Annotated in this window: 24 protein-coding genes; 10 read left to right on the top strand and 14 right to left on the bottom strand. The window is 71.4% G+C overall.

The window, feature by feature from the left end:
- Positions 1-389, top strand: a 389-nt coding sequence (locus tag ITI46_RS20435) for a L,D-transpeptidase (RefSeq protein ID WP_209241125.1), incomplete at its 5' end; no start/stop codon positions are given.
- Between the two features lie 445 nt (positions 390-834).
- Here ITI46_RS20435 and ITI46_RS20430 read toward each other — a convergent pair.
- The 4 genes from ITI46_RS20430 to ITI46_RS20415 all read right to left on the bottom strand — a co-directional run bounded on the left by ITI46_RS20430 (position 835) and on the right by ITI46_RS20415 (position 5468).
- Positions 835-2286 (bottom strand): hypothetical protein, encoded by a 1452-nt coding sequence (locus ITI46_RS20430; protein WP_209241124.1) that lies wholly within the window; start codon positions 2284-2286, stop codon positions 835-837.
- On the bottom strand, positions 2286-2996 hold the full coding sequence (locus ITI46_RS20425; protein ID WP_209241130.1) for an RNA polymerase sigma factor: 711 nt from the start codon (positions 2994-2996) through the stop codon (positions 2286-2288). Before ITI46_RS20425 ends, ITI46_RS20430 begins: the two co-directional genes overlap by 1 nt.
- A 393-nt stretch (positions 2997-3389) precedes the next feature.
- Entirely contained in the window at positions 3390-3638 is a 249-nt protein-coding gene (locus tag ITI46_RS20420; RefSeq protein WP_209241123.1) for an SCO4226 family nickel-binding protein, read from the bottom strand.
- Between the two features lie 96 nt (positions 3639-3734).
- Positions 3735-5468, bottom strand: a complete 1734-nt coding sequence (locus ITI46_RS20415; protein WP_209241122.1) for a beta-N-acetylhexosaminidase — start codon at positions 5466-5468, stop codon at positions 3735-3737.
- Between the two features lie 176 nt (positions 5469-5644).
- Between ITI46_RS20415 and ITI46_RS20410 the strand changes: the two genes are divergently transcribed.
- From ITI46_RS20410 to ITI46_RS20390, 5 genes are all read left to right on the top strand, one after another.
- Positions 5645-6202, top strand: coding sequence for a 2-oxo-4-hydroxy-4-carboxy-5-ureidoimidazoline decarboxylase (locus tag ITI46_RS20410; RefSeq protein ID WP_209241121.1), 558 nt, complete (start codon positions 5645-5647; stop codon positions 6200-6202).
- Between the two features lie 157 nt (positions 6203-6359).
- Positions 6360-6740 carry a succinate dehydrogenase, cytochrome b556 subunit gene (gene sdhC, locus ITI46_RS20405; RefSeq protein WP_209241120.1) on the top strand — a complete coding sequence of 127 codons (381 nt, stop codon included), beginning with the start codon at positions 6360-6362 and terminating at the stop codon, positions 6738-6740.
- A gap of 6 nt (positions 6741-6746) precedes the next feature.
- Positions 6747-7250 carry a succinate dehydrogenase hydrophobic membrane anchor subunit gene (locus ITI46_RS20400; RefSeq protein WP_247746291.1) on the top strand — a complete coding sequence of 168 codons (504 nt, stop codon included), beginning with the start codon at positions 6747-6749 and terminating at the stop codon, positions 7248-7250.
- A 31-nt stretch (positions 7251-7281) separates the two neighbouring features.
- Positions 7282-9054: a succinate dehydrogenase flavoprotein subunit gene (gene sdhA, locus ITI46_RS20395; protein ID WP_209241119.1), complete on the top strand. Its 1773-nt coding sequence runs from the start codon at positions 7282-7284 to the stop codon at positions 9052-9054.
- Between the two features lie 130 nt (positions 9055-9184).
- Positions 9185-9964, top strand: a complete 780-nt coding sequence (locus ITI46_RS20390) for a succinate dehydrogenase iron-sulfur subunit (protein WP_209241118.1) — start codon at positions 9185-9187, stop codon at positions 9962-9964.
- Positions 9965-10034: 70 nt separating this feature from the next.
- Here ITI46_RS20390 and ITI46_RS20385 read toward each other — a convergent pair whose 3' ends face one another.
- Positions 10035-10913 carry an alpha/beta hydrolase gene (locus ITI46_RS20385; RefSeq protein ID WP_209241117.1) on the bottom strand — a complete coding sequence of 293 codons (879 nt, stop codon included), beginning with the start codon at positions 10911-10913 and terminating at the stop codon, positions 10035-10037.
- 118 nt (positions 10914-11031) lie between these two features.
- On the opposite strand from ITI46_RS20385, the gene ITI46_RS20380 reads away from it, so the two are divergent.
- Positions 11032-12297, top strand: a complete 1266-nt coding sequence (locus tag ITI46_RS20380) for an alpha/beta hydrolase family protein (RefSeq protein ID WP_209241116.1) — start codon at positions 11032-11034, stop codon at positions 12295-12297.
- Positions 12298-12380: 83 nt separating this feature from the next.
- On the opposite strand, the gene ITI46_RS20375 is transcribed toward ITI46_RS20380, so the two are convergent.
- Together ITI46_RS20375 and ITI46_RS20370 are read right to left on the bottom strand one after the other, a co-directional pair.
- Positions 12381-13784: a metallophosphoesterase gene (locus tag ITI46_RS20375; protein ID WP_209241115.1), complete on the bottom strand. Its 1404-nt coding sequence runs from the start codon at positions 13782-13784 to the stop codon at positions 12381-12383.
- Positions 13785-13856: 72 nt separating this feature from the next.
- Complete coding sequence (locus tag ITI46_RS20370; protein WP_209241128.1) at positions 13857-14105, bottom strand: SCO4848 family membrane protein; 249 nt, start codon at positions 14103-14105, stop codon at positions 13857-13859.
- A 318-nt stretch (positions 14106-14423) separates the two neighbouring features.
- On the opposite strand from ITI46_RS20370, the gene ITI46_RS20365 reads away from it, so the two are divergent.
- Entirely contained in the window at positions 14424-15668 is a 1245-nt protein-coding gene (locus ITI46_RS20365; protein ID WP_307808252.1) for a D-alanyl-D-alanine carboxypeptidase family protein, read from the top strand.
- On the opposite strand, the gene ITI46_RS20360 is transcribed toward ITI46_RS20365, so the two are convergent.
- The 3 genes from ITI46_RS20360 to trpS all read right to left on the bottom strand — a co-directional run bounded on the left by ITI46_RS20360 (position 15574) and on the right by trpS (position 18564).
- Positions 15574-16707 carry a YihY/virulence factor BrkB family protein gene (locus ITI46_RS20360; protein WP_209241114.1) on the bottom strand — a complete coding sequence of 378 codons (1134 nt, stop codon included), beginning with the start codon at positions 16705-16707 and terminating at the stop codon, positions 15574-15576. The genes ITI46_RS20365 and ITI46_RS20360 overlap by 95 nt on opposite strands.
- A 133-nt stretch (positions 16708-16840) precedes the next feature.
- On the bottom strand, positions 16841-17539 hold the full coding sequence (locus ITI46_RS20355) for a 2'-5' RNA ligase family protein (protein ID WP_209241113.1): 699 nt from the start codon (positions 17537-17539) through the stop codon (positions 16841-16843).
- 11 nt (positions 17540-17550) lie between these two features.
- Positions 17551-18564 carry a tryptophan--tRNA ligase gene (trpS, locus tag ITI46_RS20350; RefSeq protein ID WP_209241112.1) on the bottom strand — a complete coding sequence of 338 codons (1014 nt, stop codon included), beginning with the start codon at positions 18562-18564 and terminating at the stop codon, positions 17551-17553.
- 207 nt (positions 18565-18771) lie between these two features.
- Here trpS and rocD point away from each other — a divergent pair, with 207 nt between their 5' ends.
- Positions 18772-20010: an ornithine--oxo-acid transaminase gene (gene rocD / locus ITI46_RS20345; protein ID WP_209241111.1), complete on the top strand. Its 1239-nt coding sequence runs from the start codon at positions 18772-18774 to the stop codon at positions 20008-20010.
- A 45-nt stretch (positions 20011-20055) separates the two neighbouring features.
- Here rocD and ITI46_RS20340 read toward each other — a convergent pair whose 3' ends face one another.
- The 3 genes from ITI46_RS20340 to ITI46_RS20330 all read right to left on the bottom strand — a co-directional run bounded on the left by ITI46_RS20340 (position 20056) and on the right by ITI46_RS20330 (position 22235).
- A complete protein-coding gene (locus ITI46_RS20340) occupies positions 20056-21018 on the bottom strand; it encodes a D-2-hydroxyacid dehydrogenase family protein (RefSeq protein WP_209241110.1) in 963 nt (320 codons plus the stop codon).
- A gap of 120 nt (positions 21019-21138) precedes the next feature.
- Positions 21139-21939: a phosphotransferase gene (locus ITI46_RS20335; RefSeq protein ID WP_247746290.1), complete on the bottom strand. Its 801-nt coding sequence runs from the start codon at positions 21937-21939 to the stop codon at positions 21139-21141.
- Positions 21939-22235: a hypothetical protein gene (locus ITI46_RS20330; RefSeq protein WP_209241131.1), complete on the bottom strand. Its 297-nt coding sequence runs from the start codon at positions 22233-22235 to the stop codon at positions 21939-21941. The genes ITI46_RS20335 and ITI46_RS20330 overlap by 1 nt, the downstream gene beginning before the upstream one ends.
- Positions 22236-22776: 541 nt before the next feature.
- Between ITI46_RS20330 and ITI46_RS20325 the strand changes: the two genes are divergently transcribed.
- Entirely contained in the window at positions 22777-23517 is a 741-nt protein-coding gene (locus ITI46_RS20325) for a GntR family transcriptional regulator (protein ID WP_247746289.1), read from the top strand.
- Here ITI46_RS20325 and pdxR read toward each other — a convergent pair.
- The coding region (gene pdxR, locus ITI46_RS20320) for a MocR-like pyridoxine biosynthesis transcription factor PdxR (protein WP_209241108.1) at positions 23478-24914 on the bottom strand (1437 nt) is incomplete at its 5' end. The genes ITI46_RS20325 and pdxR overlap by 40 nt on opposite strands.

Below are 24914 nucleotides of genomic sequence, written 5' to 3'. Positions count from 1 at the left end.
CCACCCGCCCGCCGGCCAAGCCCGACCCGCGCTGTCTGACGGGGCGCGCGCTGTGCGTCAGCAAGGCGAGCAGGACGGCGCTGTGGATGGTCGACGGGAAGGTGCGGACGGCCATGGACGTGCGGTTCGGGTCGGCGTACACGCCGACCCGGGAAGGCCAGTTCAAGGTCAACTTCAAGAGCCGGCACCACCGTTCGACGATCTACCACACGCCGATGCCCTACGCGATGTTCTTCAGCCGCGGCCAGGCGGTCCACTACTCCGCCGACTTCGCCGCCCGCGGGTACGCCGGAGCCTCACACGGATGTGTGAACGTCCGCGACAAAGCCAAGATCGCCAAAGTCTTCGCCGAAATCCGCCCGGGCGACAAGGTCATCGTCTACAAGTGAGAAACCGCGCCCCGAAGGGGCGGGGGGCTGCATTCTCCGCGGGGGACAACCCCCGGACCCCCGGCCGGGAGCCGCGCCCCGAAGGGGGGGAACTGCGCGAGCAACCACAACGGGCCCGCACCCGGGCAATCAGCGAAGCTCGTACGGCGGGCACCCGCCGACGCAGAAAGAGGGCCCCGGAAAAGAAAAAAGAGGCCCCCGAAAAGTGAGGGGGCGCGGGCGGGACCGGGGACTGCACTCGCCCGGGGGACAACCCCCGGACCCCCGGCCGGGAAAGGCGACCCGGAAAGTGAGGGGGCGCGGGCGGGACCGGGGGAACGTGTCCCGCCCGCGCCATCGCGCGAACCCAGAGGTACGGGGGGAACCTCGGGCTTACCGCGCCGCCGATGACCAGTCGGCTCACTCTCTTCAGCGCCGTGCCCGGCGAAAGTGTCACACCGACGGCTCAGGGTGTGGGTGTGGCGCCTGTCACCGTCGGACTCGGCGTGGGCTTCACCGACGCGGAGCCCGTGCTGCTGCCCGTCGCGCCGGAGTCGCCGGTGGTCGAACCGCCGTCGGAGTCACCCGGAGCCGGGGGGTCCCCGTCACCACCCGTCGAACCGCCGTCGCTCCCGCCGCTGCCGCTTCCCCCGCTGTCGGCGCCGCCGTCGCCGTCGCCGCCGCTTCCTCCACTGCTGCCGCCCTGCCCGGAACCGCCGGAGTCACTGCCGGACCCCGTGTTTCCGTGCTCGGCGCAGAACTTCCGCACCACGGCCCGGCCGCCCGCCGCGCGCTCCAGCTTGCGGCGGTCGTCGGCCTCCAGCTTGTTCGCCGCGTACCCCTTGCACAGGGCGGCGGCGATGGCTTCCTTCTGGGATTCGTCGAGCGGCTTGTCGGTGCCGGGAAGTTTGCCGTCCGGCGTGCTCTTGTTCCCGTTCTTGCCGTGCTTGCCGTCCTTGTCGCCTCCGGCACCGCCGGAGTCGGCGAGGTCCAGGGAGCCGTCCTGCCGCTCGCCCTTGCCGCCGTCGCCGGTCTCCGTACCGCCGGAGCGGCCACGGCCGCCGTGCCGGTCACCAGCGGTGTCGCGGCCCGGGGTCTTCTCCGCGCCGCTTCCGTCCTCGGAACCGCCACCGCTGGGGCTGGTGGCCGGGGAAACGGTGGCAGCGGGCGCGTCACCGCTGCTGAAGGGGGTGGGCAGTACGCCCGTTCCGGCGGCGACCGCGACGCCGCCGAGCGCGCAGCCCGCGAGGGCGACGGCGAACCCGGCGCGCAGCGGCCTGCCCGTCAGCAGGTTGCGGGCACGGCTGCGGGCACTGCCGGGTGCTCCGCCGCCGCCGAGCGCGGCCGAGGCGGCACCGGGCACGCCGCCGCGCACCGCGCCGACCTGCGCGGCACGGAAGGCGTCCAGCGCCGCGGCCTCGCCGGGAAGTTCGACCGGCGTGCTGCCGGCGGTGGTGGAAGGGGGCGCGCTGTAGGTGGCGGACAGCTCGTCCAGCGCGGCGGCGAGCCGGGCCACCGTACGGCGGTCGGCCTCGCGGAACCAGGCGTGTGAGGGCACGTCGAGACGGCCCTCGGCTCTTCGTCCGAGCCCTCTGGACCGGCCTGGTGCCCCGGAGCGTCCCGCCTGCTCGTGCCCCCCGGGCCGCCCGGCCTGGTCGGGGCCTACCGACTGGTCAGAACGTACCGACTGGCCGGACTCCGACGGCTCCGGACGGGCCGACCGTCCGGCCACGGCAGCCCGCGGGTTCTCCTCCGGTGCGGCGGGTTCCTCGGGCGTGGCGGAGGCCTCCGGCCCGGCGGAGCGCGCGCGCTCGGGGCCCGCGCCGGCGTCGTCGCCGTCGCAGGCGTCGACCGGCAGTCCGCGCAGCAAACGCTCCGCGGTCTCTTCATCCAGCCAGCTGTACCGGTCGTCCGCCATCACGTTTCCCTCAGCGTTCGTGTGGCTTTATGCGTCACACCGCGGGCCATGCCGCGTGCCCTGCCCTTGGCCACACCCCCGCCCGGCCTGGGCCCGTCCGTCACCGGCCCGGCCACGCCGTCGGCCGCGCCCTCGGCTGCGCCACCGGATGGCCCCGGCGTCCCTTCCTCCAGCAGCTCGGCCAGTTTGCGCAGCCCTCGGTGGGCCGCCGTCCGTACGGCGCCCGACCGCTTGCCGAGCACCTGGGCGGCGCTCTTGGCGTCCAGCCCGACCACCACCCGCAGCACCACGGCCTCGGCCTGGTCGCGCGGGAGTTGGGATATCAGCGCCATCGTGTCGCTCGTCCCCAGCGCCTCCAGCGCCTCGTCCGCCGTGTCGGCGCCCGCCGGCAGGCCGGTCAGCTCGCTCTCGTCGCCGCCCACAGCCGGGCGGCGGCCGCGCATCCGCAGATGGTCCAGGGCCCGGTTGCGGGCGATCCGCGCCGCCCAGCCGCGGAACCGGTCCGCGTCGCCCTTGAAGCGCGGCAGATCGCGGGCGATCTGCAGCCACGCCTCGGATGCCACGTCCTCGGCGTCCGCGTCCGGCACCAGCGTGCGGACGTAACCCAGCAGGCGCGGGTGCACGGAGCGGTAGACGGTGCGGAAGGCGGGCTCGTCCCCCTCCTGCGCCGCGCGTACCGCAGCGGTCAGCTCCGCGTCGTCCCCCTGCACGCTCGTGTCTCGCCCCACTCCGCGAAGGTGTCTGTGCCACGCGCCGCTACCGGGGGGTCGGCGTCCCGACTGCCAGGTTCGCGTCCCGGCTGCCAGATCGGTCAACCTGGCGCGGCGCGAGGAGCACGCTAAGGCCAAGTGTGCACGCTCGTCCATGCCGGAGGGAGGGGCGGGGCGTCAGCGGGAGATGCGGGAGGGGGTTCTCGCCCGCCGTCAGCGGCCATGTGCGGCGGGTGTGGCGTGCGGGCGTAACACATTGCGCGGCAGTGACGCTGAGGGGAGTACGGGCAAGCCGCTGGCGTAGTGAGCCCGTGTCCGACGGCGACCGGGGTCTCTCCTGTGGGGGGTGGCGACCCCGGTCGTCTTCGGCTTTTCCGGCCCCCCGGACCGGACTCAGACCGCGAGGGGCACCGGATTGATCTCGTCCGCCGGGTGTCCGGCGCGGTCGTGCACGCGCAGGACCGCCTCGGCCGAGGGCGCCTCGGAGAGGCAGTAGACGATCCCGGATTCCGGGTCCGCCCACGCCCGCTCGAAGTGCACGCCTTCCTCGCCCTCGATCTCCTGGTCCGCCCGGTGGGCGGCCATGAGCTCGTCGGCCGTGATCCCTTTCATGCCGTGATGTACGTCCATGAACCGTGTCATCGTGCTGCTCCAGAGAGGGACGCTTTCGAGAGGGAGTCGAGAGGGACATTCCCTCGTTCCATGGTCCTCCTGGCACTTCCGTGGCGCATGTCGGGATCAGCCGACTTTGTCAACCAGTTTCACGAAGTCGCTCCATGAGCGCTCCGGCCGCCCGGGATCCCACAGCTTCTGGGCCGTCGCGGCGAGCGGCAGCCGGATGCCGCGGGCTACCTGCTCGGTCGTCTGCGCGTTCGCCAGGTCGCCCCAGACGGCGAACCGGCCGCCGACGATGCGGTCCCTCCCGGCCCATTTTCCGGGCACCGGCTTGGTGCCGCGCACCACGGCGGGCGTCCAGTCCTCGTAGATGAGGCGGCCTGTGGGGTAGGTGAACTTGTTGGGCTGCCCGAGGACGTAGTACAGGTACTTGTCGTTGAGGTTGACGACCTTCCAGCCCTCCTTCAGATACTCCACGGGCTGCCGCTCCCCGGGCTCCCGCCCGGTCCAGTAGGCGACCTGGCGGGGTTTGTCCGGCTTGACGACGCCGCCGCGGTGCATGCCGTCGTTCCACACCTGCGGCGTCTTGCCGTGTTCGCGGAGCGTCGCTGCGCGGTCGTTGAGCCAGTCGGTCGCCAGGTCCTGGACCTTGGCCTTCTTGCCGAACTTCTCCCGCGCCTTGGCGGCGAGGCCCGGGTAGGTCTGCTCGGGGTTCTCCGCCATCAGCGCCTGGTACTCGTCGCCGCCGGCGTGTGCGTACTGGCCGGGGAACAGGTCGGCGAACTCGGCCAGCAGGTCGTCGACGAGCTTCGCCGCGGCGGGGTTGCCGATGTCGACGGCTCCGCGCGGCGTCCGGCCGGTGGCGCTGCGCAACTGGAGGTCGGGGTGGGCCTTGATGACGGCGCCGAGATGGCCGGGCGAGTCGATCTCGGGGATGACGGTGATGTGCCGGGAGGCGGCGAGCCGGACGATGTCCCGGACCTCGGCCTTGGTCAGGTGCGGGTCGGAGACGATCTCGGGGTGGGTGTCGCTCTCGATACGGAACGCCTGGTCGTCGGAGAGGTGCAGCTGCAGCTGGTTGAGCTTGAGATTGCCCATCTCCCGGATTCGGGCCTTGATCCAGTCGGCGCTGAAGTGCTTGCGCGCGATGTCGAGGGAGAAGCCGCGCTGGGTGCGGTCGGGCGCGTCCAGGACGGTGCCCTCGGCGAACCGGCCCTGCGCACGGTGGGTCTGGAGCAGGGTGCGGGTGCCGTAGAAGACGCCGGCGTCGTCGTTGCCGGTGATGGTGACCTTGCCGGCGCGGCTGACCAGCCGGTAGCTCTCCGGCCCGTGCCCCGGCTCGCCTTTCCCGCCGCCTTTGCCGTCCTTGCCGTCCTTGCCGCCCTTGCCGTCCTTGCCGCTTGTGCCGCCCTTCCCGTCACCCTTGCCGCTCTTCTCCCGCCTGAGCTCGATGTCGCCGGTGTGGGCCGGGCCCTTGGCGACGTCCACCTGCAACTCACCGGCGAGCAGCTCGGCCTCGTCGCGGAGCGAGTCGGCGCCGGTGACGACGCGGGTGTGCTGCGTACGCTGCCAGCCTGGGCCGCGCACGGCTTTCCATTCGCGTACGGAGGGAACCGCTGAGGGTGCCGGGCCGAGCCGGTCGGCCCCCTTGGGCGGCTGCTGGGACCCGCGGTCACGGTGGGACGCGGAGGCCGAGGGCGCCTCGCCGCCCCCGTCACCGTCGCCGTTGCCGGAGCAGCCGGTCAGGCTCGTCAGTCCCACCAGACCGGCGGCGAGGGCGAGGGCCACCAGCGTGCCGGGGCGGCCGACGGCCCCGTCGGCTGCCCCTTCGGACTTCTTCGACCATTTTCGTCCCATGCGGATACGGTATTTCCCCTTTCCAACCCTTCCCTGTCAGCTATGCGCTCCAGCGTGTTCCCTTCCGGGTGAAAACCCAGGAGTCGCACGACTGATCTTCCCTCTTCCCGGCTACGGTGACGACTTCCTCCCCGACATCGGGATTCTTCGGACTTACGGAGCCACCTACCGAGCGCATGAGCCATCCCACCTCTTCGCAGTCGCAGACGCGGACACCTCTGGATCGGCTCAACACCGCGGCCGCCGACACGGCCGAGTCCCTCCTCCTGCGCTGCTGCGGCAGCCGCCGCTGGGCACGCCGGATCGTGGCACACCGGCCCTATCCCGACGTGGAGGCCCTGCTGGCCGCGGCCGACGAGGCGAGCTACGACCTGACCTCAGGGGATCTGCGGGAGGCGCTGGTCTGCGAGTCGGCCGCGCATCCACTGGAGGGGGAGCCGCACCCGGGCGTACTCGCCGCGCACACCGCGCTGCGCGCCGCCCACGGCGCGTATGAGCGCAAGTTCGGACACGCGTTTCTGTGCTGTCTGGACGGGTTCGCGGTGGAGGAGCGGCTGGACCAGACGCTGGCGGGCATCCGGTTGCGATTGGAGAACGACGCGGAAGAGGAGTGGGCCGTGACAGCGGAGGAGCTGCGGCGGCTCGCCCGGGGCCGGCTGGGGCGATTGGCCACCTCAGGGGCGATTTCCGGCACCGGACAGCCAAGGATGTGGCGGCCCTCACACCGCAGGTAGGCCGTCCGTGCCTGATTGATCACACCTGCATACCCCTGCGCGAACGTGCCGACAGCCCGTCGCTACGATGACCGAGGCCGGTGGACCGTACCCGGCCGGGCCCGCCCGACCTACCGAAGCCGGCAGGCCCCAATATCCGCTCCCGGAGGGTTTTTCCGTGCCGGCTGGAACGCTGTACCGCGGCCGGGAAGGAATGTGGTCCTGGGTGGCTCACCGAGTCACCGGCGTCCTCATCTTCTTCTTCCTGTTCGTGCACGTCCTCGACACCGCGCTCGTGCGCGTCTCACCAGAGGCGTACGACGACACTGTCGCGATCTACAAGACTCCGCTCGTCAACCTGATGGAGTACGGCCTGGTGGCCGCCATCCTGTTCCACGCGCTGAACGGCCTGCGGGTCATTCTCGTGGACTTCTGGTCGAAGGGCGCGAAGTACCAGAAGCAGATGCTGTGGTCCGTGCTGGGCGTGTGGGTTGTCCTCATGGCGGGTGCCTTCTACCCGGTTCTCCAGCACACGCTGCGCGAACTGTTCGGGAGCTGATGCGTGATGTCGACGACCGAGACGACCAAGCCGGCCGACGCCGGGTCCGACGGGCCCACCGGCCCCCAGGACGACGTAGCGCTGTTCGACGTGGACCACCCCGCGCCCGTGATCGAGCCGCCGCGCAAGCGGACCGCGAAGACGCCGAAGGCGTCGCGCGGCAACTTCGAGATGCAGGCGTGGCTGTTCATGCGGCTGTCCGGCATCGTGCTGGTGGTGCTCGTCCTGGGCCATCTGCTGATCCAGCTGGTGCTGGACGGCGGCGTGAGCAAGATCGGCTTCGCGTTCGTCGCGGGCCGCTGGGCCTCGCCGTTCTGGCAGGTGTGGGACCTGCTGATGCTGTGGCTTGCGATGCTGCACGGCGCCAACGGGCTGCGCACGGTGATCAACGACTACGCCGAGCGCGACAACACCCGTTTCTGGCTGAAGATGCTGCTGTACACGGCCACCGTCTTCACCGTCCTGCTGGGCACGCTGGTGATCTTCACCTTCGACCCGAACATCCGCTGACGTACCGGGGCCGAAGGCTGAGGTTTTCCTGATGAGCAACGTGAACAACGTCAAGATCCACAAGTACGACACCGTCATCGTCGGCGCGGGCGGCGCCGGTATGCGCGCGGCCATCGAGTCCACCAAGCGCAGCCGCACCGCGGTGCTGACCAAGCTCTACCCCACCCGCTCCCACACCGGCGCTGCCCAGGGCGGCATGGCCGCCGCCCTCGCCAACGTCGAGGAGGACAACTGGGAGTGGCACACCTTCGACACGATCAAGGGCGGCGACTACCTGGTCGACCAGGACGCCGCCGAGATCCTGGCGAAGGAGGCCATCGACTCCGTTCTCGACCTGGAGAAGATGGGCCTGCCCTTCAACCGCACCCCCAACGGCACCATCGACCAGCGGCGGTTCGGCGGGCACTCCCGCAACCACGGTGAGGCCCCGGTGCGCCGCTCCTGCTACGCGGCCGACCGCACGGGCCACATGATCCTCCAGACGCTGTACCAGAACTGCGTCAAGGAAGGCGTGGAGTTCTTCAACGAGTTCTACGTCCTGGACCTGCTGCTCAACGAGGACGAGGGCGTCACGAAGACCGCCGGCGTCGTCGCCTACGAGCTGGCCACCGGCGATGTGCACATCTTCCAGGCCAAGGCGGTCGTCTTCGCCTCGGGCGGCAACGGCAAGTTCTTCAAGGTCACCTCCAACGCGCACACCCTGACCGGCGACGGCCAGGCCGCCGCGTTCCGGCGCGGGCTGCCGCTGGAGGACATGGAGTTCTTCCAGTTCCACCCGACCGGCATCTGGAAGATGGGCATCCTGCTCACGGAGGGCGCCCGCGGTGAGGGCGGCATCCTGCGCAACAAGGACGGCGAGCGCTTCATGGAGAAGTACGCGCCCGTCATGAAGGACCTCGCCTCCCGCGACGTCGTCTCCCGCGCGATCTACACCGAGATCCGCGAGGGCCGCGGCTGCGGCCCCGAGGGCGACCACGTCTTCCTGGACCTCACCCACCTGCCGCCGGAGCAGCTGGACGCCAAGCTGCCCGACATCACCGAGTTCGCCCGCACCTACCTGGGCATCGAGCCGTACACCGACCCGGTGCCGATCCAGCCGACCGCGCACTACGCGATGGGCGGCATCCCCACCAACGTGCGGGGCGAGGTGCTGGCCGACAACACCACGCCGGTTCCCGGTCTGTACGCGGCGGGCGAGGTGGCCTGCGTCTCGGTGCACGGCGCCAACCGGCTGGGCACCAACTCGCTGCTGGACATCAACGTCTTCGGCCGCAGGGCCGGTATCGCGGCCGCCGAGTACGCGGCGAGCGCCGACCACGTGGAACTCCCCGAGGAGCCCGCGAAGTTCGTGCTCGACGAGATCGAGAACCTGCGGGACGCCACCGGCAGCGAGCGCGTGGTGGAGATCCGCAAGGCGCTCCAGGAGTGCATGGACAAGAACGTCATGGTCTTCCGCACGGAGCAGACGCTGAAGGAGGCCGTCGAGGAGATCGGCGCCCTGCGCAAGCGCTACCGCGACATCAGCGTCCAGGACAAGGGCAAGCGCTTCAACACCGACCTGCTGGAGGCCATCGAGCTGGGCAACCTGCTCGACCTGGCCGAGGTCACGGCGGTCTCGGCACTCGCCCGCAAGGAGTCGCGCGGCGGCCACTACCGCGAGGACTTCCCCAACCGCGACGACGTCAACTTCATGCGGCACACCATGGCGTACCGCGAGGTGGGCGACGACGGCACCGAGTCGATCCGGCTGGACTACAAGCCGGTCGTGCAGACCCGCTACCAGCCGATGGAGCGTAAGTACTGATGCTGCATTCCCTCGGGGGACAACCCCCGAACCCCCGGCCGGGCCGGCCGGACACGGCGGCACCGTCCGTCGCCTTCCGGCCCGCAACCATCGGCATCCTCGCTCACCCGCACGGCGCCAGGAGGAACGCGTGAGCACCGCAACGCTTGAGAAGAACGACGCCGCCGGCCCCTCGGGGGCCGAGGGCGGTGCCGCCGCGCATCTGATCACCGTCACGCTGCGGATCCGGCGGTTCAACCCGGAGGTCTCCGACGAGCCGCAGTGGCAGGACTTCTCGCTGGAGATCGACCCGAAGGAGCGCGTCCTGGACGCGCTGCACAAGATCAAGTGGGAGCTGGACGGCACGCTGACGTTCCGCCGCTCCTGCGCGCACGGCATCTGCGGTTCGGACGCCATGCGGATCAACGGGCGCAACAGGCTCGCCTGCAAGACGCTGCTGAAGGACATCTCCCCCGAGAAGCCGATCACCGTGGAGCCCATCAAGGGGCTCACGGTGCTCAAGGACCTCGTGGTCGATATGGAGCCGTTCTTCCAGGCGTACCGCGATGTCATGCCGTTCCTGGTGACGAAGGGGAACGAGCCGACCCGCGAGCGGTACCAGTCCGCTGAGGACCGCGAGCGGTTCGACGACACCACCAAGTGCATTCTGTGCGCGGCGTGCACCTCCTCCTGCCCGGTGTTCTGGAACGACGGGCAGTACTTCGGGCCCGCCGCGATCGTGAACGCGCACCGGTTCATCTTCGACTCGCGGGACGAGGCCGGGGAGCAGCGGCTGGAGATCCTCAACGACCGTGACGGCGTGTGGCGTTGCCGGACCACCTTCAACTGCACCGAAGCCTGCCCGCGGGGCATCGAGGTGACGAAGGCCATTCAGGAGGTCAAGCGGGCGCTGATCACCCGCCGTTTCTGAGGGTTCCGGGTTCCGGTCCTCCGGGAGGCGTGCCATGTTCGCCAGGGCACGCCTCCTTTCGTTTTCCCGCTCACAGCAGCTGCCGAACGGCGAATTCCCGCGAGGCGGCGAAGATGCCGGAGACCTCGGCGTCGGGGGCGCCGTACCAGCCGTGGTCGGCACCGGGTACCAGGCGGAGCCGGACCGGGACGCCGGCCGCCCGCAGGGCGGCTGCCAGGTCTTCCGTGTGGGAGGGGGCGACCATGGTGTCCTCCGTGCCGTGGGCGAGGAAGAACGGCGGCGCGGCGGCGTGCACATGGGCGAGCGGGCTGGCGGCGCGGGCCGGTTCGGGGCAGGCGGCGGGGGCCGCGCCCAGGAGTGCGGCTTCAGGGGTCTCGGCGGAGTCGGGCGAGTAGCCGCCGCGCGGGGTGGTCAGATCGCTGGGTCCGTACCAGACGACGGCGCCCGCGAGGGGCGGGTCGGGACGGGTGAGGGCCAGCAGCGCCGCGAGGTGCCCTCCGGCGGATTCGCCCCACACGAGGGTGCGGCCGGTGTCGATGCCCAGTTCCGGGGAACGGAGCGTCAGCCACCGCAGTGCGGCACGCAGGTCTTCCAGCGGCGCGGGGAAGCGGGCCTCGCCGCTGAGGCGGTAGTCGACGCAGGCGACCGCGAGCCCCGCGGCGGCGAGCCGGGCGAAGGGGCCGGGGTCCCAGTCGCGGGTGCGCATCCCCAGGTCGTCGCGCCGCCCACGCCGCCAGGCACCGCCGTGGACGTACAGCACCAGGGGAGCCGGTCCTCCGGCGGGGAGCCACAGGTCGAGTTCGAGGGGGCGGCCGCCCTCGGGAACAGCGTAGGGCACGCCGCGCAGCAGCCGGATGCCGCTGATCGCCGCAGGGGGCGGCAGCGGGGCCTCGTCCGGGTGCGGTGCGGGGAGTTGTCTCAGCAGGTCCGGGTCCGGACGGGTCACCATCTCCTCCACTGGTGGTCGGGCGGAAAGCGTACGTCCCTCCCTGCCGGTGGGTGCGCCGTACGGCAACAACCGTGCCCCTCATGCGGGGTGGGGCCCCCGGGTGCGTATCGTGCGGCCGATGGGACGGATGCGGATCGTACGGACGGCAACGGTGGCACTCGCCCTGACGCTCGCCGCGGCGGGCTGCGGGGGCGGTGACGGCGCGGACAAGCGCGGCCCCGCGAAGCCCTCGGGGCAGCACGGGGTGCGGTTCGAGACCGACCAGTCGGTCGGTCTCGCGGATGCTCCGGTCGACGTACGGCTCAAGGGGCTCGCGCCCCGCACCAAGGTGAAGATCGGCGTAGCGGCCACGGACCGGGACGGCGGGCGCTGGACGGCCGCGGTGACGCATACGGCCGACAGCAAGGGGGCCGTGCAGCTCGGCAAGAAGGGCACCGCGCGGCTGCTGGAGAGCATGCTGCCGGCCGGCGGCCGGTACGCGAAGCTGATCGGCAGCGGCAAGGCGTTCTCGTACCACCCCGGCCCGCCCGGAAAGCAGCGCTCCTACTCGGTGCGGTTCAGCGCGACCGCGCTGTCCGGCAAGGACAGGGGAGAGCGCGTCGCCCGCCGCGACCTGGTCCGGGAGTGGCTGACCAGGGGCACCACGCACCGCAAGCTGACCGTCGCGAAGGACGAGATCGCGGGCGATCTGTACCTGCCGCCCAAGGGCAGCGGCAAAAAGGCTCCCGTGCTGGTGTTCGGCGGCTCCGAAGGCGGCAACGCCGGTACGTACACCGCGGCGCTGCTCGCCTCGCACGGGCACCCCGCGATGTCGGTGTGCTATTTCCGCTGCGGAAAGGGGTCAGGGCGGCCCAACGGCATCGACGACATCGACCTGGACTACTTCACCAGGGCCGGGAAGCTGCTGCGCAAGCAGCAGGCCGCCGATCCGGACCGGCTCGCCGTCATGGGCAACTCGCGCGGCAGCGAGGCGGCCCAGCTGCTCGGGCAGCGCCGTCCGTCCGTCTTCCGCGACGTCATCGCGTACGCGCCCTCCTCCAACGTCAACGGCCCCTACCTGAGCGGCACCACCGCCTGGACCGACCACGGCAGGCCGGTCCCGACCGGGCCCATCCCCCTCGACCACGTACGCGGCACCGTCCTCGCCGTTGCGGGCGGCAACGACAAGATGTGGGGCTCCGCGGGCTCGGCCGCCGCCATGGCCCGCCAGGGAGCGAAAAAGCTGGTCTATCCGGACGCCGGCCACCACGTGAACTGGTTCCCCCTCGGCCAGCCCGGCCAGGAGGGCGGCCGCAATGGTGCTGTCGCCGCGACCGCTAAGGCCGACCAGTCCGCGCGGGCCGACTCCTGGCGGAGCGTACTGCGACTGCTGGACGCCCCGTAAGGGGCGCGGGGAACTGCGCGAGCGACCATAACGAGCCTGCAGACTGCGACGGGCGAACAGGGGGCAGCCCCTCCCCGGAAGAGCTATGCCCTCTTCGCGGCCAGCTCGACAATGGTGATGTCCGAATCGGCACCCACCCGCACGGGCGGCCCCCAGGCACCCGCACCACGGGTGACGTACAGCTGGGTGTCGCCGTACCGTTCGAGCCCGGCAACGGTCGGATTGGCGAGGGCCGCGAGCAGGTTGCCAGGCCACATCTGGCCACCGTGGGTGTGCCCGGAGAGCTGAAGATCCACGTCATGGTCGACGGCCTCATGGATCTGCACCGGCTGATGCGCCATCAGCACGCAGGCCCGCGAGGTGTCACGGTCGCGGAGCGCCCTGTCGTAGTCCGGCCCCTCCCCCTGGTCCTCGCCCGCGAGATCGTTGACCCCGGCGAGGTCGAAGCCCGGCAGCTCGCGCCGGGCGTTCTCCAGCGGGTGGACGTCCAGCTCGCGCAGGTGGTCGATCCACTCACGGGCGTTGCCGAAGTACTCGTGGTTGCCCGTCACGAAGAACGACCCGTGCCGGGACCGCAGCCCGCGCAGCGGCTCCGCGGCCGGGCCGAGATCGGCGACGCTGCCGTCGACCAGGTCGCCGACTATCGTCACCAGGTCCGGCTGTGCCTTGTTGATGGTGTCGACGATCCGCTGGGTGTGGGCACGCCCGAGGATCGGCCCGAGATGGATGTCGCTGACGACGGCGACGCGGTAGCCGTGCGTACGCCGGCCCAGCTTGGCCAGCGGGACGGTGATGTGTTTGAGGGTCGGCCCGTTCAGCACGCTGTAGGCCCCGGCAGCTGTGGTGCCGAGACCCGCCACCGCCGCGGTACCGGCGAGAGTGCGGGCGAGGAAGACCCGCCGGGTGGGGACGGACGCGGAGAGCGGCACGGTGTGCGGGCCGGCCGGCGAGGGGGCGCCCCGAGACCCGGCCGCGGGACCCGCCGCAGGCCCCGCCGCGGAGCCGGCCGCGGACCCGGTCGTCGCCTCGGTGGCGACGCCGCCTGAGCCGCCCGCCGTCTCGGCCCCCACGGACGCGGACTCCGGCACTGACTCCGGCACGGGCACCGGCTCCTCGGCGGCGGGGCCCGGCTCGGGCTCCGCCGTACGGTGCCGGGCCGCCCGCTCCCTCCCCCACGCCGTACGCCGCAGCACGAACCGCACCAGCTCCCCGGCGAGCAGCGCCAGCGTCAGATACAGGAGGCAGGCCAGCCACAGGAAGCCGGGCCAGGCCAGCACCTGCTGCAGCGGGAAGGGCGCGCCCGCGCGGCCGGAGACCAGCGCGCCGAACGTGGTGACGGGCAGCACCACCGCCAGCACCGTGCCCAGCCGCCGCCACCAGCTCCGTGGCGCGGACACGTCACGTACGAAGCGCCGCCACAGGTAGACATGGGTGCCTGCCAGCAGGCCCAGCACGACGAGCCCGATCAGTACGAACACAACCACCATGACGGCCGCTCCTCCCCCTCGCTCTCCCCCGCTCCCGGACCCGCCCCGGGCGGCTCAGTCGCGCCCGGCGGCTCAGTGGCGCCGGGCGTCCCGCGCCGCCCGCAGTCCGCGCAGACCGATCAGACCGATCGCCGTTCCCAGCAGGAACGAGGTGATCGCCAGCAGCAGGTGGACCCAAAAATAACCCGTCGGGTCACCGGCGTCGTCGAAAGCCAGTCCGCTGCTGTCCTTCCAGAGGTTCTTGACGAACGTGATCCAGACGAACCAGGACCAGACCCCGAAGGCCAGCAGGAACCAGGAGACCCGCCGGGAGAGCACCAGCCCCGTCCGCCGTGCCGCCGAGGGCTCCGCCGCCGTCCCGGGCCCGGGATCCGCTGCGGGGTCCGTGGTGGCGGGCGTGGTGGAGGTGTCGCGCATGATGTCCAGTATGACCGCCCCGCTCCGCGACCGGGGGCCCGCCCCCATTGGCCTACGGAACTGCGCGAGTTGGACTACCGGAATCCGTCCATGGTGGGGCTCGACGTCCCCAACCCGTGCATGGGCCTGTACGTTCGGTGGGTGCCCATTTCTTCGCATTATTCAGACCGCGCCGCGCGCCCGTACCCGCGCGGCGGCTCGCGCGAGCGCCGCGCGACCACGATCGGTGGCCTCGCCTCCACCGCACTCGTCCTCTCCCTGCTGACCGCCGCGGGAGCCCAGCCCTCCTACGCCGACGAGAACCAGCTGGCCGGCAAGCAGACCGAGCCCAAGCCGCCCGCGAAGATGTCCACCATCGGCGGCGAGCGGCTCGGCCGGCCAGGTACCCAGGTGAATCTGAAGAAGGGCGCGCCCCAGCTGCCGACCAAGCTCTCGGCGCGCTCCTGGATCGTCACGGACGCCGAGTCGGGCAAGGTGCTGGCCTCGCACAACGCCCACTGGCGGCTGCCCCCGGCCAGCACCTTGAAGATGCTGTTCGCCGACACGGTGCTGCCCAAGCTGCCGAAGAACCGCAGCCACAAGGTGGTCCCCGAGGACCTGGCGGGGATGGGCGAGGGCAGCAGCCTGGTCGGCGTCAAGGAGGGCGAGTCCTACACGGTGCACGACCTGTGGCTCGGTGTCTTCCTGCGCTCCGGCAACGACGCGGTGCACGTGCTGGCGGCCATGAACGGCGGCAAGGCGAAGACGGTCAAGGAGATGAACGAGCGGGCCCGCACCCTGCACGCCAACGACACCAAGGTGGTCAGCCCGGACGGCTACGACCACAAGGGCCAGGTCTCCTCGGCGTACGACCTGACCCTCTTCGCGCGCTCAGGGCTGCAGAACAAGGACTTCCGCGAGTACGCGGCGACCGCCTCCGCTAAGTTCCCCGGTGAGACGAAGAAGGACAAGAAGACCGGCAAGAAGAAGCGCGGGAGCTTCCAGATCCAGAACACCAACCGGCTCCTGACGGGCGATGTCGGTATCGACCCCTACCCGGGGATCGCAGGCGTCAAGAACGGCTCGACGACGAACGCGGGCAACACCTTCACCGGCGTGGCACAGCGCGGTGACCGGGTGCTGCTGGTGACGGTCATGCACCCGGAGGCGGCCGAGGCACACGGCGTCTACAAGGAGACCGCCAAGCTGCTGGACTGGGGCTTCGCCGCCGACGGCAAGGTCGAGCCGGTCGGCGAGCTGGCGGCGCCGGGCAGCGCGGCCAGCGGCGGGGGCACACTTGCGGGCAAGGACGGCGAGGCGGGCGGCTCGGACTCCCGCGCGGCGGCGCACGCCCACAGCAAGCCCTCGGGCGGTGCCGGGACGGCGCTGGGGATCACGGCCGGTTCTCTGGTCGCTCTTGCTCTGGTGGCGTACGGGGTGCACCGTCGCTGGCCGCTTCCGGAGCTGGCGCGCCGCGCTCGCCGCTGACGTCCTCGCCGTCGCCGTCGCTGTCGGCGCGCTCGCCGTCGTCCTGGTCGTCTTCGCCGTCGTCCTGGTCCTCTTCGCCGTCGCCGTCGTCGTCGCCGTCGTCGTCGCCGTCACCGGTGAGGTCCTTGACGGGCTGCTGGGCCGCGGGGCCCTCGCCGGGGGCGGGGGCCGTGGCGGTCCAGGCGGCGCAGTAGAGCAGCAGCTTGGTCATGAAGCTGATCCACAGCAGCAGGGCGATGGGTACACCGAAGGCGCCGTAGATGTTCTTGGCGGCCACCTGCTCGAGGTAGCCGCCGAGCAGCAGCTTCAGCAGTTCGAAGCCGACCGCGCCCTGCAGGGCCGCCGCCAGGGTCGCGCGGCGCGGCGGCTGCACCCGGGGCAGCAGGGTGAGCACGTACCACAGCAGCACGAAGTCGGCGGCAACGGCGGCGGCGTAGCCGGCGGCACGCAGCAGCAACGTCCCCACGCTGCCCTCGGCGGTGCCCAGCTGCTCGGCGACCCATCGGGCGGCGGTCACGGCGAACGCGGAGCCGCCGAAGGAGACGAGCCCGACGACGCCGAGGCCCAGCAGGATGCCCACGTCCACGGCGCGGCGGACGACGACGTTGCCGGGGTCCTCCTCCAGGTCCCACACGGCGCGCAGGCTCTCGCGCAGGGTGCCGACCCAGCGTCCGCCGGTGAGCAGCAGCGCCGCGCCCGCGATACCGCCGACGGTGCCGGCGTTGTCCACCAGCGACTGGAGCTCCAGCTGGTCGGAGATGCCGGGCACCTGGTCGGTGAGGGTGTTCTGGAGCCGGTTCATCTGGTCGTGGGAGAGCAGGGACGCGGCGATGGCGGCGCCGATGGCGAGCATCGGGAACAGCGCCAGAAAGCTGATGAAGGTGATGGCGGCGGCCAGCCGGGTCCACTTGCGGGACTCCAGATGCTGGTAGATCCGCCAGAGGCGGGTGGTGCGCAGGCGGGCCAGCACGGTGCGGAACCACGCCGTCAGGGGCCCGATGAGCGGGCCGACCAGCGGCAGCTTCTTCAGTCTCTCCACACCAGCCACCTGCCTGCTTTGCCCAGCCCTACCCAGCCCCGACCAGGCCCTGCCCAGGCCTGACCGGTCCAGCGATCTTCAGCCGTGACCGGACGTTACCGCGTACGGTCCCGCCGTCGGTTACGGACGCCGGTCAGAGCGTGGCGGCGGGGGGCCGCAGCGCTGAGCGCCGCTGGTGCGGCGGGCGGCAGGGCGTGGCCGGTACGGGGACCTCGAGCGGTGGCGCGCCCTCCAGCGCGGGGCTGCCCTGCGGATGGCCGGGACCGGTGCCGGGGCCCTGGCCCGGACCCGGGCTCGGCTGCTGGGCGAAGGGGAACTCCCGCTTCAGCCGCCACACCATGTCCGCGCCCTGCTCGTAGAGGGCGAAGCCGGCGGCCGTCCACGCGCACTCGAAATCGGCCAGCTCCTCGTAGGCGCGGTCCATGGCCGGCTCCGGGATGCCGTGCGCGACCGTCACATGCGGGTGGTACGGGAAGTGCAGCTCGCGGTCGAGCGGGCCCTCCGGGTCGCGGACCCGCTCCTGGAGCCGGGAGCAGGCCGTCGCGCCCTCCACGACCTGGACGAACACCACCGGCGACAGCGGCCGGAACGTGCCCGTGCCCGACAGCCGCACCGGGAAGGCGCGTCCGGCCAGGGCCACGCCCGCCAGGTGCGCCTCGACCGCGGGCCGCGCCGAGGCCGGGACCTCGGTGGGCGGCAGCAGCGTGATGTGGGTGGGGATGCCATGGGCGGCGGCGTCGCCGAAGGAGGCCCGCCGCGCCTGGAGCAGTGTGCCGTACGGCTCCGGGACGGCGAGCGATACGCCGAGGGTGACGGTCGCTCCCGCGCCCATAGGTTCTCCCTTCACCGCCTGCCGGGCACGAGGCCCACCTTGTCGTACACGTCCCGCAGCGTCTCGCTCGCCACGGTCCTGGCCTTCTCCGCGCCGTCGAACAGGATCTTGTCCAGCGCGGCCGGGTCGTCCATGAACTCACGGGTCCGGTCACGGAACGGCGTCACCCAGTCCGTGACGATCTCCGCGAGATCCGTCTTCAGCGCACCGTAGCCCTTGCCCGCGTACTTATCTTCCAGTTCCTGGATTCCGGCGCCGGTGAGTGTGGCGTGGATCGTCAGCAGGTTGCTGATGCCGGGCTTCTTGTCCCGGTCGAACCGGATGACGGTGTCGGTGTCGGTGACCGCGCTCTTGATCTTCTTGGCGGTGGTCTTCGGCTCGTCCAGCAGCTCGATGATCCCCTTGGGCGCCGAGGCGGACTTGCTCATCTTGACCGCCGGGTCCTGGAGGTCGTAGATCTTCGCCGTCTCCTTCGGGATGTACGCCTCGGGGACGGGGAAGGTGGCGCCGTACCGCCCGTTGAACCGCTCGGCGATGGTGCGGGTCAGCTCCAGGTGCTGGCGCTGGTCCTCGCCGACCGGGACCTGGTGCGCGCGGTAGACCAGGATGTCGGCGACCATCAGCGCGGGGTACGTGAACAGCCCGACGCTGGTGTGGTCGGTGCCCTGCTTGGCGGACTTGTCCTTGAACTGGGTCATGCGCGCGGCCTCGCCGAAGCCGGTGAGGCACTCCACGATCCAGCTCAGCTGGGTGTGCTCGGGGACATGGCTCTGCAGGAAGAGCGTGCAGCGCTCCGGGTCGAGACCGGCGGCCAGCAGCTGGGCCGCCGCCATCCGCGAGTTGTCGCGCAGCTCGGCCGGGTCCTTCGGGATCGTCATGGCGTGCAGGTCGACGACCATGTAGTACGCGTCGTGGGTCTCCTGGAGCGCCACCCACTGGCGCACGGCGCCGAGGTAGTTGCCGAGGTGGAACGAACCGGCGGTGGGCTGGATCCCGGACAGCACGCGAGGACGATCATTGGCCATGCGGCCATTCTCTCAGGTGCGCGTACCGGCCCGCGCCCCAGTCGCGGGTGAGCTGGGGCACGGGCCGGGCCGGGGGGAGCACACGGCCCGGACGAGGGGCGCAGACAAATGAGCCGGGCGCCGCAGCAGACGCCCCGGGCGACAGAAGATAGAAAGGTGCAGCCCCACCGGGCAGCACGCCGAATGTACGGAGGAACGGAGACGACGATGTCGACGCAGCCCACCCTCTCGAGCCCCTCGATCAGCGCCCGGAGCATCGCCACAGCGGAGGCTCACAGCGCGCACAACTACCACCCGCTCCCCGTCGTCGTCGCCACCGCGGACGGCGCGTGGGTGACCGATGTCGAGGGGCGCCGCTATCTCGACATGCTGGCCGGCTACTCGGCCCTGAACTTCGGCCACCGCAATCCGCGGCTGATCGCAGCGGCCAAGGCCCAGCTCGACCGGGTCACCCTCACCTCCCGCGCCTTCCACAACGACCGCTTCGCCGACTTCGCAGCCCAGCTCGCCGAACTGTGCGGGATGGAGATGGTGCTGCCGATGAACACCGGAGCGGAAGCGGTGGAGACGGCCGTCAAGACCGCCCGCAAGTGGGGCTACCGGGTCAAGGGCGTCCCGGACGGACAGGCGAAGATCATCGTCGCGGACAACAACTTCCACGGCCGTACGACGACGATCATCAGCTTCTCCACCGACGAGGAGGCCCGCGCCGACCACGGTCCGTACACGCCGGGCTTCGAGGTCGTCCCGTACGGCGATCTGGCGGCGCTGGAGGCGGCCGTCGACGAGGCCGGCGAGAACACCGTCGCGGTGCTGCTGGAGCCCGTGCAGGGGGAGGCGGGCGTCCTGGTTCCGCCGCCCGGCTATCTGGCCGGCGTGCGGGAGCTGACCCGCTCGCGCGGGGTGCTGTTCATCGCCGACGAGATCCAGTCGGGGCTGGGCCGCACCGGCGCGACGTTCGCCTGCGAGCAGGAGGGCGTCGTCCCGGACATGTACGTCCTCGGCAAGGCGCTGGGCGGCGGTGTCGTGCCCGTCTCCGCCGTGGTCTCCTCCCGCGAGGTGCTGGGCGTGCACCGGCCCGGCGAACACGGCTCCACCTTCGGCGGCAACCCGCTGGCCTGCGCGGTGGCGCTGGAAGTCCTCGACATGCTGCGGAGCGGGGAGTTCCAGCAGCGGGCCGAGGAACTCGGCGAGCATCTGCACCGCGAGCTGAAACTGCTGCCCGCCTCCGCTGTCCGTGAGGTGCGCGGGCGTGGATTGTGGGCCGGCGTCGACATCGATCCCTCCCACGGGACGGGGCGCGAGATCTCCGAACGGCTCATGGCCCGCGGTGTGCTGGTCAAGGACACCCACGGCTCCACGATCCGGCTGGCGCCGCCGCTGTGCATCTCGAAGGAGGACCTGGACTGGGGGCTTGAGCAGTTGCGGTCGGTTCTGGCGGGGTAGCCCGAGCCCGCGCCCCGGGGCACCCCTGGCCTCCCGTGGCCGCCGTCACGGGAGGCGCCGCAGCGGGGTGCCCTCCAGATAGGCCTGGATGTTCTCCACGGCCTGGCCGTAATAGCGGCGGTAGTTGTCGCGGGTCACATACCCCAGGTGCGGGGTGGCAAGCAGCCGCGGGGCCGTGCGCAGCGGGTGGTCGGCGGGGAGGGGCTCGGCGTCGAAGACATCGGTGGCCGCACCCGCGATGGTGCCGCCACGCAACGCGTCCAGCAGCGCGTCCTGGTCGACGATGGCGGCCCGGGAGGTGTTGACGAGGTAGGCGTCCGGCTTCATCGCCGCGAACTCGTCAGCCCCCAGCAGACCCCGCGTACGGTCGCTGAGCGCGAGGTGTACGGAGACGAAGTCGCTGGCGCGCAGCAGCTCATGGAGCGACCCGGCCCGTACGGCGCCCACCTCGTCGGCCCGCTCCTGGGTGAGGTTCTGGCTCCAGGCCACCACCTCCATGCCGAACGCCGCGGCGACGGGGGCCATCCGCCCGCCGATCTTGCCGAGCCCGAGCAGCCCGAGCCGCCGCCCGTGCAGATCCGCACCCACCGTCTGCTGCCAGGGCCCGCCCTCACGAACGGCGGCGCTCTCCGTCCCGATCCCCCGCGCCAGCCCCAGCAACAGCGCCCACGTCAGCTCCAGGGGCGGCGTCTGCGAACTGGCCGTCCCGCACACCGTCACCCCGTGTTCCTCCGCCGCCGCGTAGTCGATGACGGAGTTCCGCATCCCGGAGGCGACCAGCAGCTTCAGGCGGGGCAGCCGGGCGAGGACCGTCGCCGGGAACGCGATCCTCTCCCGCAGCGTCACCGCGATGTCGAACCCGCCGAGCATGCCGACCAACGCGTCCTCGTCGCCGGGATGTTCCTGGAAGCTCACCACCTCGACCCGTTCCTCGACGGGGGACCAGTCCGCGAGGGAGGTTCCCACGGCCTGGAAGTCATCGAGCAGGGCACAGCGCAGACGTGACATGTCTTTGGGCTCCGATCTCCTGGCAGTTACAGGGGGCCAGCCCAGATCATGCCCCCGAGCTGGCTCTGCTCATGGGCGGGCTCCTCGTCGCACGCACCCGATCGATCTCGTGGACCGGCTCTATCTCCCCACGCCTCGGTGGAGGGCCCATTGGCGGGCTGCTCCCGCCATGTCTCCGAGCCAGCGCGCCTCGGGGAATCTGTCGGCTTGTCGCCGGTTCATACGCAAGGTGGCGAGGGCGAAAGCGTCGATCGCGGCAGGGCCGGCTTCCGCCCACCCTTTGCATCCATTCGCCCATGCCTCTGCTTGCTCCGCCGTGTGACCGGCGGCGATGAGCTGCACGACCAGGCAGGCCGGGTCGATGAACGCCGCACCCGTGGTGGGCCACGACCAGTCCACGACCCATGTCCGTCCGTTTCCGATCAGGAAGTTGTCGGGGTTTACGTCGGTGAACAGCAGCGTGTCACCGCCGAAGAACGCCGCTGCGCCTTCATCGGCGAACCTGTCCCAGCGCGTTTCGCTCCAGTCGCGAGCCTCCGCAGGCACCGGGAACTCCTGAATACGGCCGATGGTTGCGACGACCGCGGGAAGGTCTGCGGAGCCGGGCTCGAAATTCGAAGGGCGTCCTTCCACGGCCTCGAAACCGAGCGCGATCCATTCGTCGTCTTCGGCGTGCCATCGCAGAGCGGGAGAGATGGCTCGTACGGAGGGATTCACGAGTCGTTCGCGGATGAGGGAAGCCCGGCGGCCTCCCGCTCGGTTACGGACGGCCTTGACGAAGAAGGGGCCGTGCTCGCATCGGGTCACAGCCGTGACGTCCGCTCCGTTCCCGCGCGAGATCGGCCGAACGTCATGCTGATTGCCTGTATGTGGACGTACCAGCGTCCACAGGGACTCGGTGCCTGTTGGGATGGTGTCCATTAGTTCCTCGGGCTGCACGAACTGCTGGGGAATCCAGGGGAGCACTCCCCGTCCCCCACCGGGTTGCATCCGTCGTCGCCGCTGTCGTCGTCATCCTCGTCCCCGCCGTCTCGCGCGACCACAACAGTGCGGATGTGCGTCTGGGCCGCCGTCATGGCGGTGCCGTTGAGGATAGATCCGAGCGGGGCGTCCCGAACGTTGCCGACGTCGATCCGCTCCTCGACAGGCGACCAGTCCGCGAGGGAGGTTCCCACGGCCTGGAAGTCATCGAGCAGGGCACAGCGCAGACGTGACACGGCAGTTCACTCCGATTCTCTGTCCGGAACACGGATCACCGCCGATCATGCCGGAGCTCGGACTACTGGTCGTCGCAGACCCCGAGCCGCAGGCCCCGACTGTGCGCGACGCGCAGCACGTTGCGGAGGGCTCGGATGCATGCGGTTAAGGCCAGCCGCAGAGCCAACGCCCCCGCAGCGGGCTGCGCCAGGACGGCCTCGCACTCCCCCAACACCCGTGCCGCGTCCCTGACCTGCCGCTCCTCAGCCGCATCGGCGAACGCGGAGATCATCCCGTCCTCCGCGCCGGGCGCCAGGTAGCAGGGCTTCCCGGTGTCGGACGTCCACGGCAACAGTCGGAGGTCTTTCTGGAAGAGGGGGGTCTTTCTCGTGGCTCATACAGTGCTCCTCCCATGAGGGGCTGGGACCAGTGCGTACTAGGTCACCGTGTCGCTGTCCTAGTTCACTCGCAAGGGCTTGCGTCGAGGTTCACCCATCAGAGGTGTCCTAGTTCGCAGTTGGGCTCTTTCGGCGAACTAGTTCACCGGTTAGCTTGCGTCACATGGCAGAACAGCGCTTCATGGACATCGCCGCCGAGCTGCGGGACCGGATTCTGAGCGGGGAGTTGGGGCCCGGGGACAAGGTCCCGACCGTGAAGGAGTTGGCGGCGTCGTATCGGTGCGCGGGGGCGACGGCGCAGCGGGCGCTGGGTCAGCTCGCGGTGGAGGGCGTCGTACGGACCTCGCCACGCGGGACGTTCGTCGCGGACGAGGCGCCGGTCAGTCTGACGCCTGCCGAACGGGCGGGGCTGGCGCGGCGGACCGGAAGTGTGCTGACTGAGGGCGAGTCCGCTGCTGTCACGGCAGCGGAGCTGGTCCTGCCGCCGCTGTACGTGGCGGAGATCTTCGACCTGGACCACGGGGACCAGGTCGTCAGGCGGGAGTATGTCGTCGGGCGCGGCAAGGCCCGGCTGATGCTGGCCGTCGACTGGTTCCCCGCCCACTTCGCCGCACTCGTACCGGACTTGCTCAGCACGGCGCCCGGTAAGGTGCACGGGTTGCTGTCCAAGGTGCTCGAAGCCACCGGGCGTGCCCCCACCTACGCCCGCGACGACATGCACGCCCGGGAAGCCGACCGGCGCGAGGCCGGACACCTCGGCATTCCGCCAGGCGCACCCACCCTCGCGGGCGCACACCGCTGGAGCGACGAGGATGGCATGATCCTCTACGGCGAATGGTGCCTGCCGCCGCGGCTGACTCTCTCCTACGAGACGGACCCCGGCGGCGTGGGCCCGGACGCCTGACCGCAGCGCGCCAGCGCCCCGCACAAGGCGTCCAGTGCGGCCGCGTAGGCGTGTTCGGCGGGGGTGCCGTAGCCGACGACCAGGGAGGGGGGCTGGGCATCCGTGGGGGCCGCCGGGTGGTGGAAGGCGGAGAGGGGGTCGAGGGCGACGTCGGCCTGCTGGAGGGTGCGGAGGGCGGCCGGTTCCGTCACTCCGGGTGGGAGGCGGAGGACGGCGTGCAGGCCGGCGGCGATGCCGGTGGCCCTCGCGGCGGGGACGCGGGCGGCCAGTTGCCCGACCAGGCGGTCGCGGCGGGCGCGGTAGCGGTGCCGCATGGCGCGTACGTGACGGTCGTACGCGCCGCAGTCCAGGAAGTCGGCGAGGGTGAGCTGGTCGAGGGTGCCGGTTGTCCACTCGGCGGGCGTCTTGGCGGCCAGGACGGGCTCCACCAGGCGGTCGGGCAGCACCATCCAGGCCAGCCGCAGGGCCGGGGCGAGGGCTTTGCTGGCGGTGCCGAGGTAGACGACGCGCTCGGGGTCGAGCCCTTGGAGGGCTCCTACCGGGTTTCTGTCGTAGCGGAATTCGCCGTCGTAGTCGTCCTCCAGTACCAGTCCGCCGGTCCGTCCCGCCCACTCGACCACCGCCGCTCTGCGGTCGGGGTGCAGCGGGACCCCGAGCGGGTACTGGTGCGCGGGGGTGAGCAGCGCTGCCCGTACGTCGGCGAACTCGGGGTCGGCGTCCAGGAGTTGGGTACGGGCGCCGTGCGCGTCCACCGGGAGGGGGCGGGTGCGCGTCACCGGTTCGAGGAGTTCGCGGTGGAAGGGCAGCCCGTACTCCTCGACGGCGATGGCCCCCGGCACCGCACGCGCCAGCAGCGCGATGCCCTGTGCGAACCCGGCGCAGATCACGATGCGGTCGGGGTCGGCCCGCACCCCGCGTGCCCGGGCCAGATAGCCGGCCAGCGCCTGCCGCAGCTGGACGGCGCCGCGCAGATCGCCGTGCGAGAAGGCGTGCGCCGGGGCTGCGGTCAGGGCGCGGCGGGCCGAGGTCAGCCAGGCCGGGCGGGGGAAAGCCGAGACGTCGGGCGCCCCGGTCCGCAGGTCGTGGGCAGGGCGGTGCTCCCAGCGCTGGTGGCGGGTGAGGGAGAACCGGGAGGAGCGCTCGGCGGGGGCCGTCGGCGAGGGCGCGCGCGGGCGGCGCGGGGTTGCCGGTTCCGCGCGGTCCGCAACCCGGGTGCCGGAGCCCTGCTGCGCCGTCAGCCAGCCCTCCGCGACGAGTTCGGCGTACGCGTCGGCCACGGTGTTGCGGGCCAGGCCCAGGTCGGCGGCGAGCGTACGGGAGGAGGGCAGGCGGGTGCCCGGGGCGAGGCGGCCGGTGCGGATGGCGTCGCGCAGTGCGGTCAGCAGGGCGGCGCGGGG

The organism is Streptomyces oryzae, assembly GCF_017676365.1.
GTDB classification, from domain to species: domain Bacteria; phylum Actinomycetota; class Actinomycetes; order Streptomycetales; family Streptomycetaceae; genus Streptomyces; species Streptomyces oryzae.
This window is presented reverse-complemented; position numbering and strand designations above follow the sequence as displayed.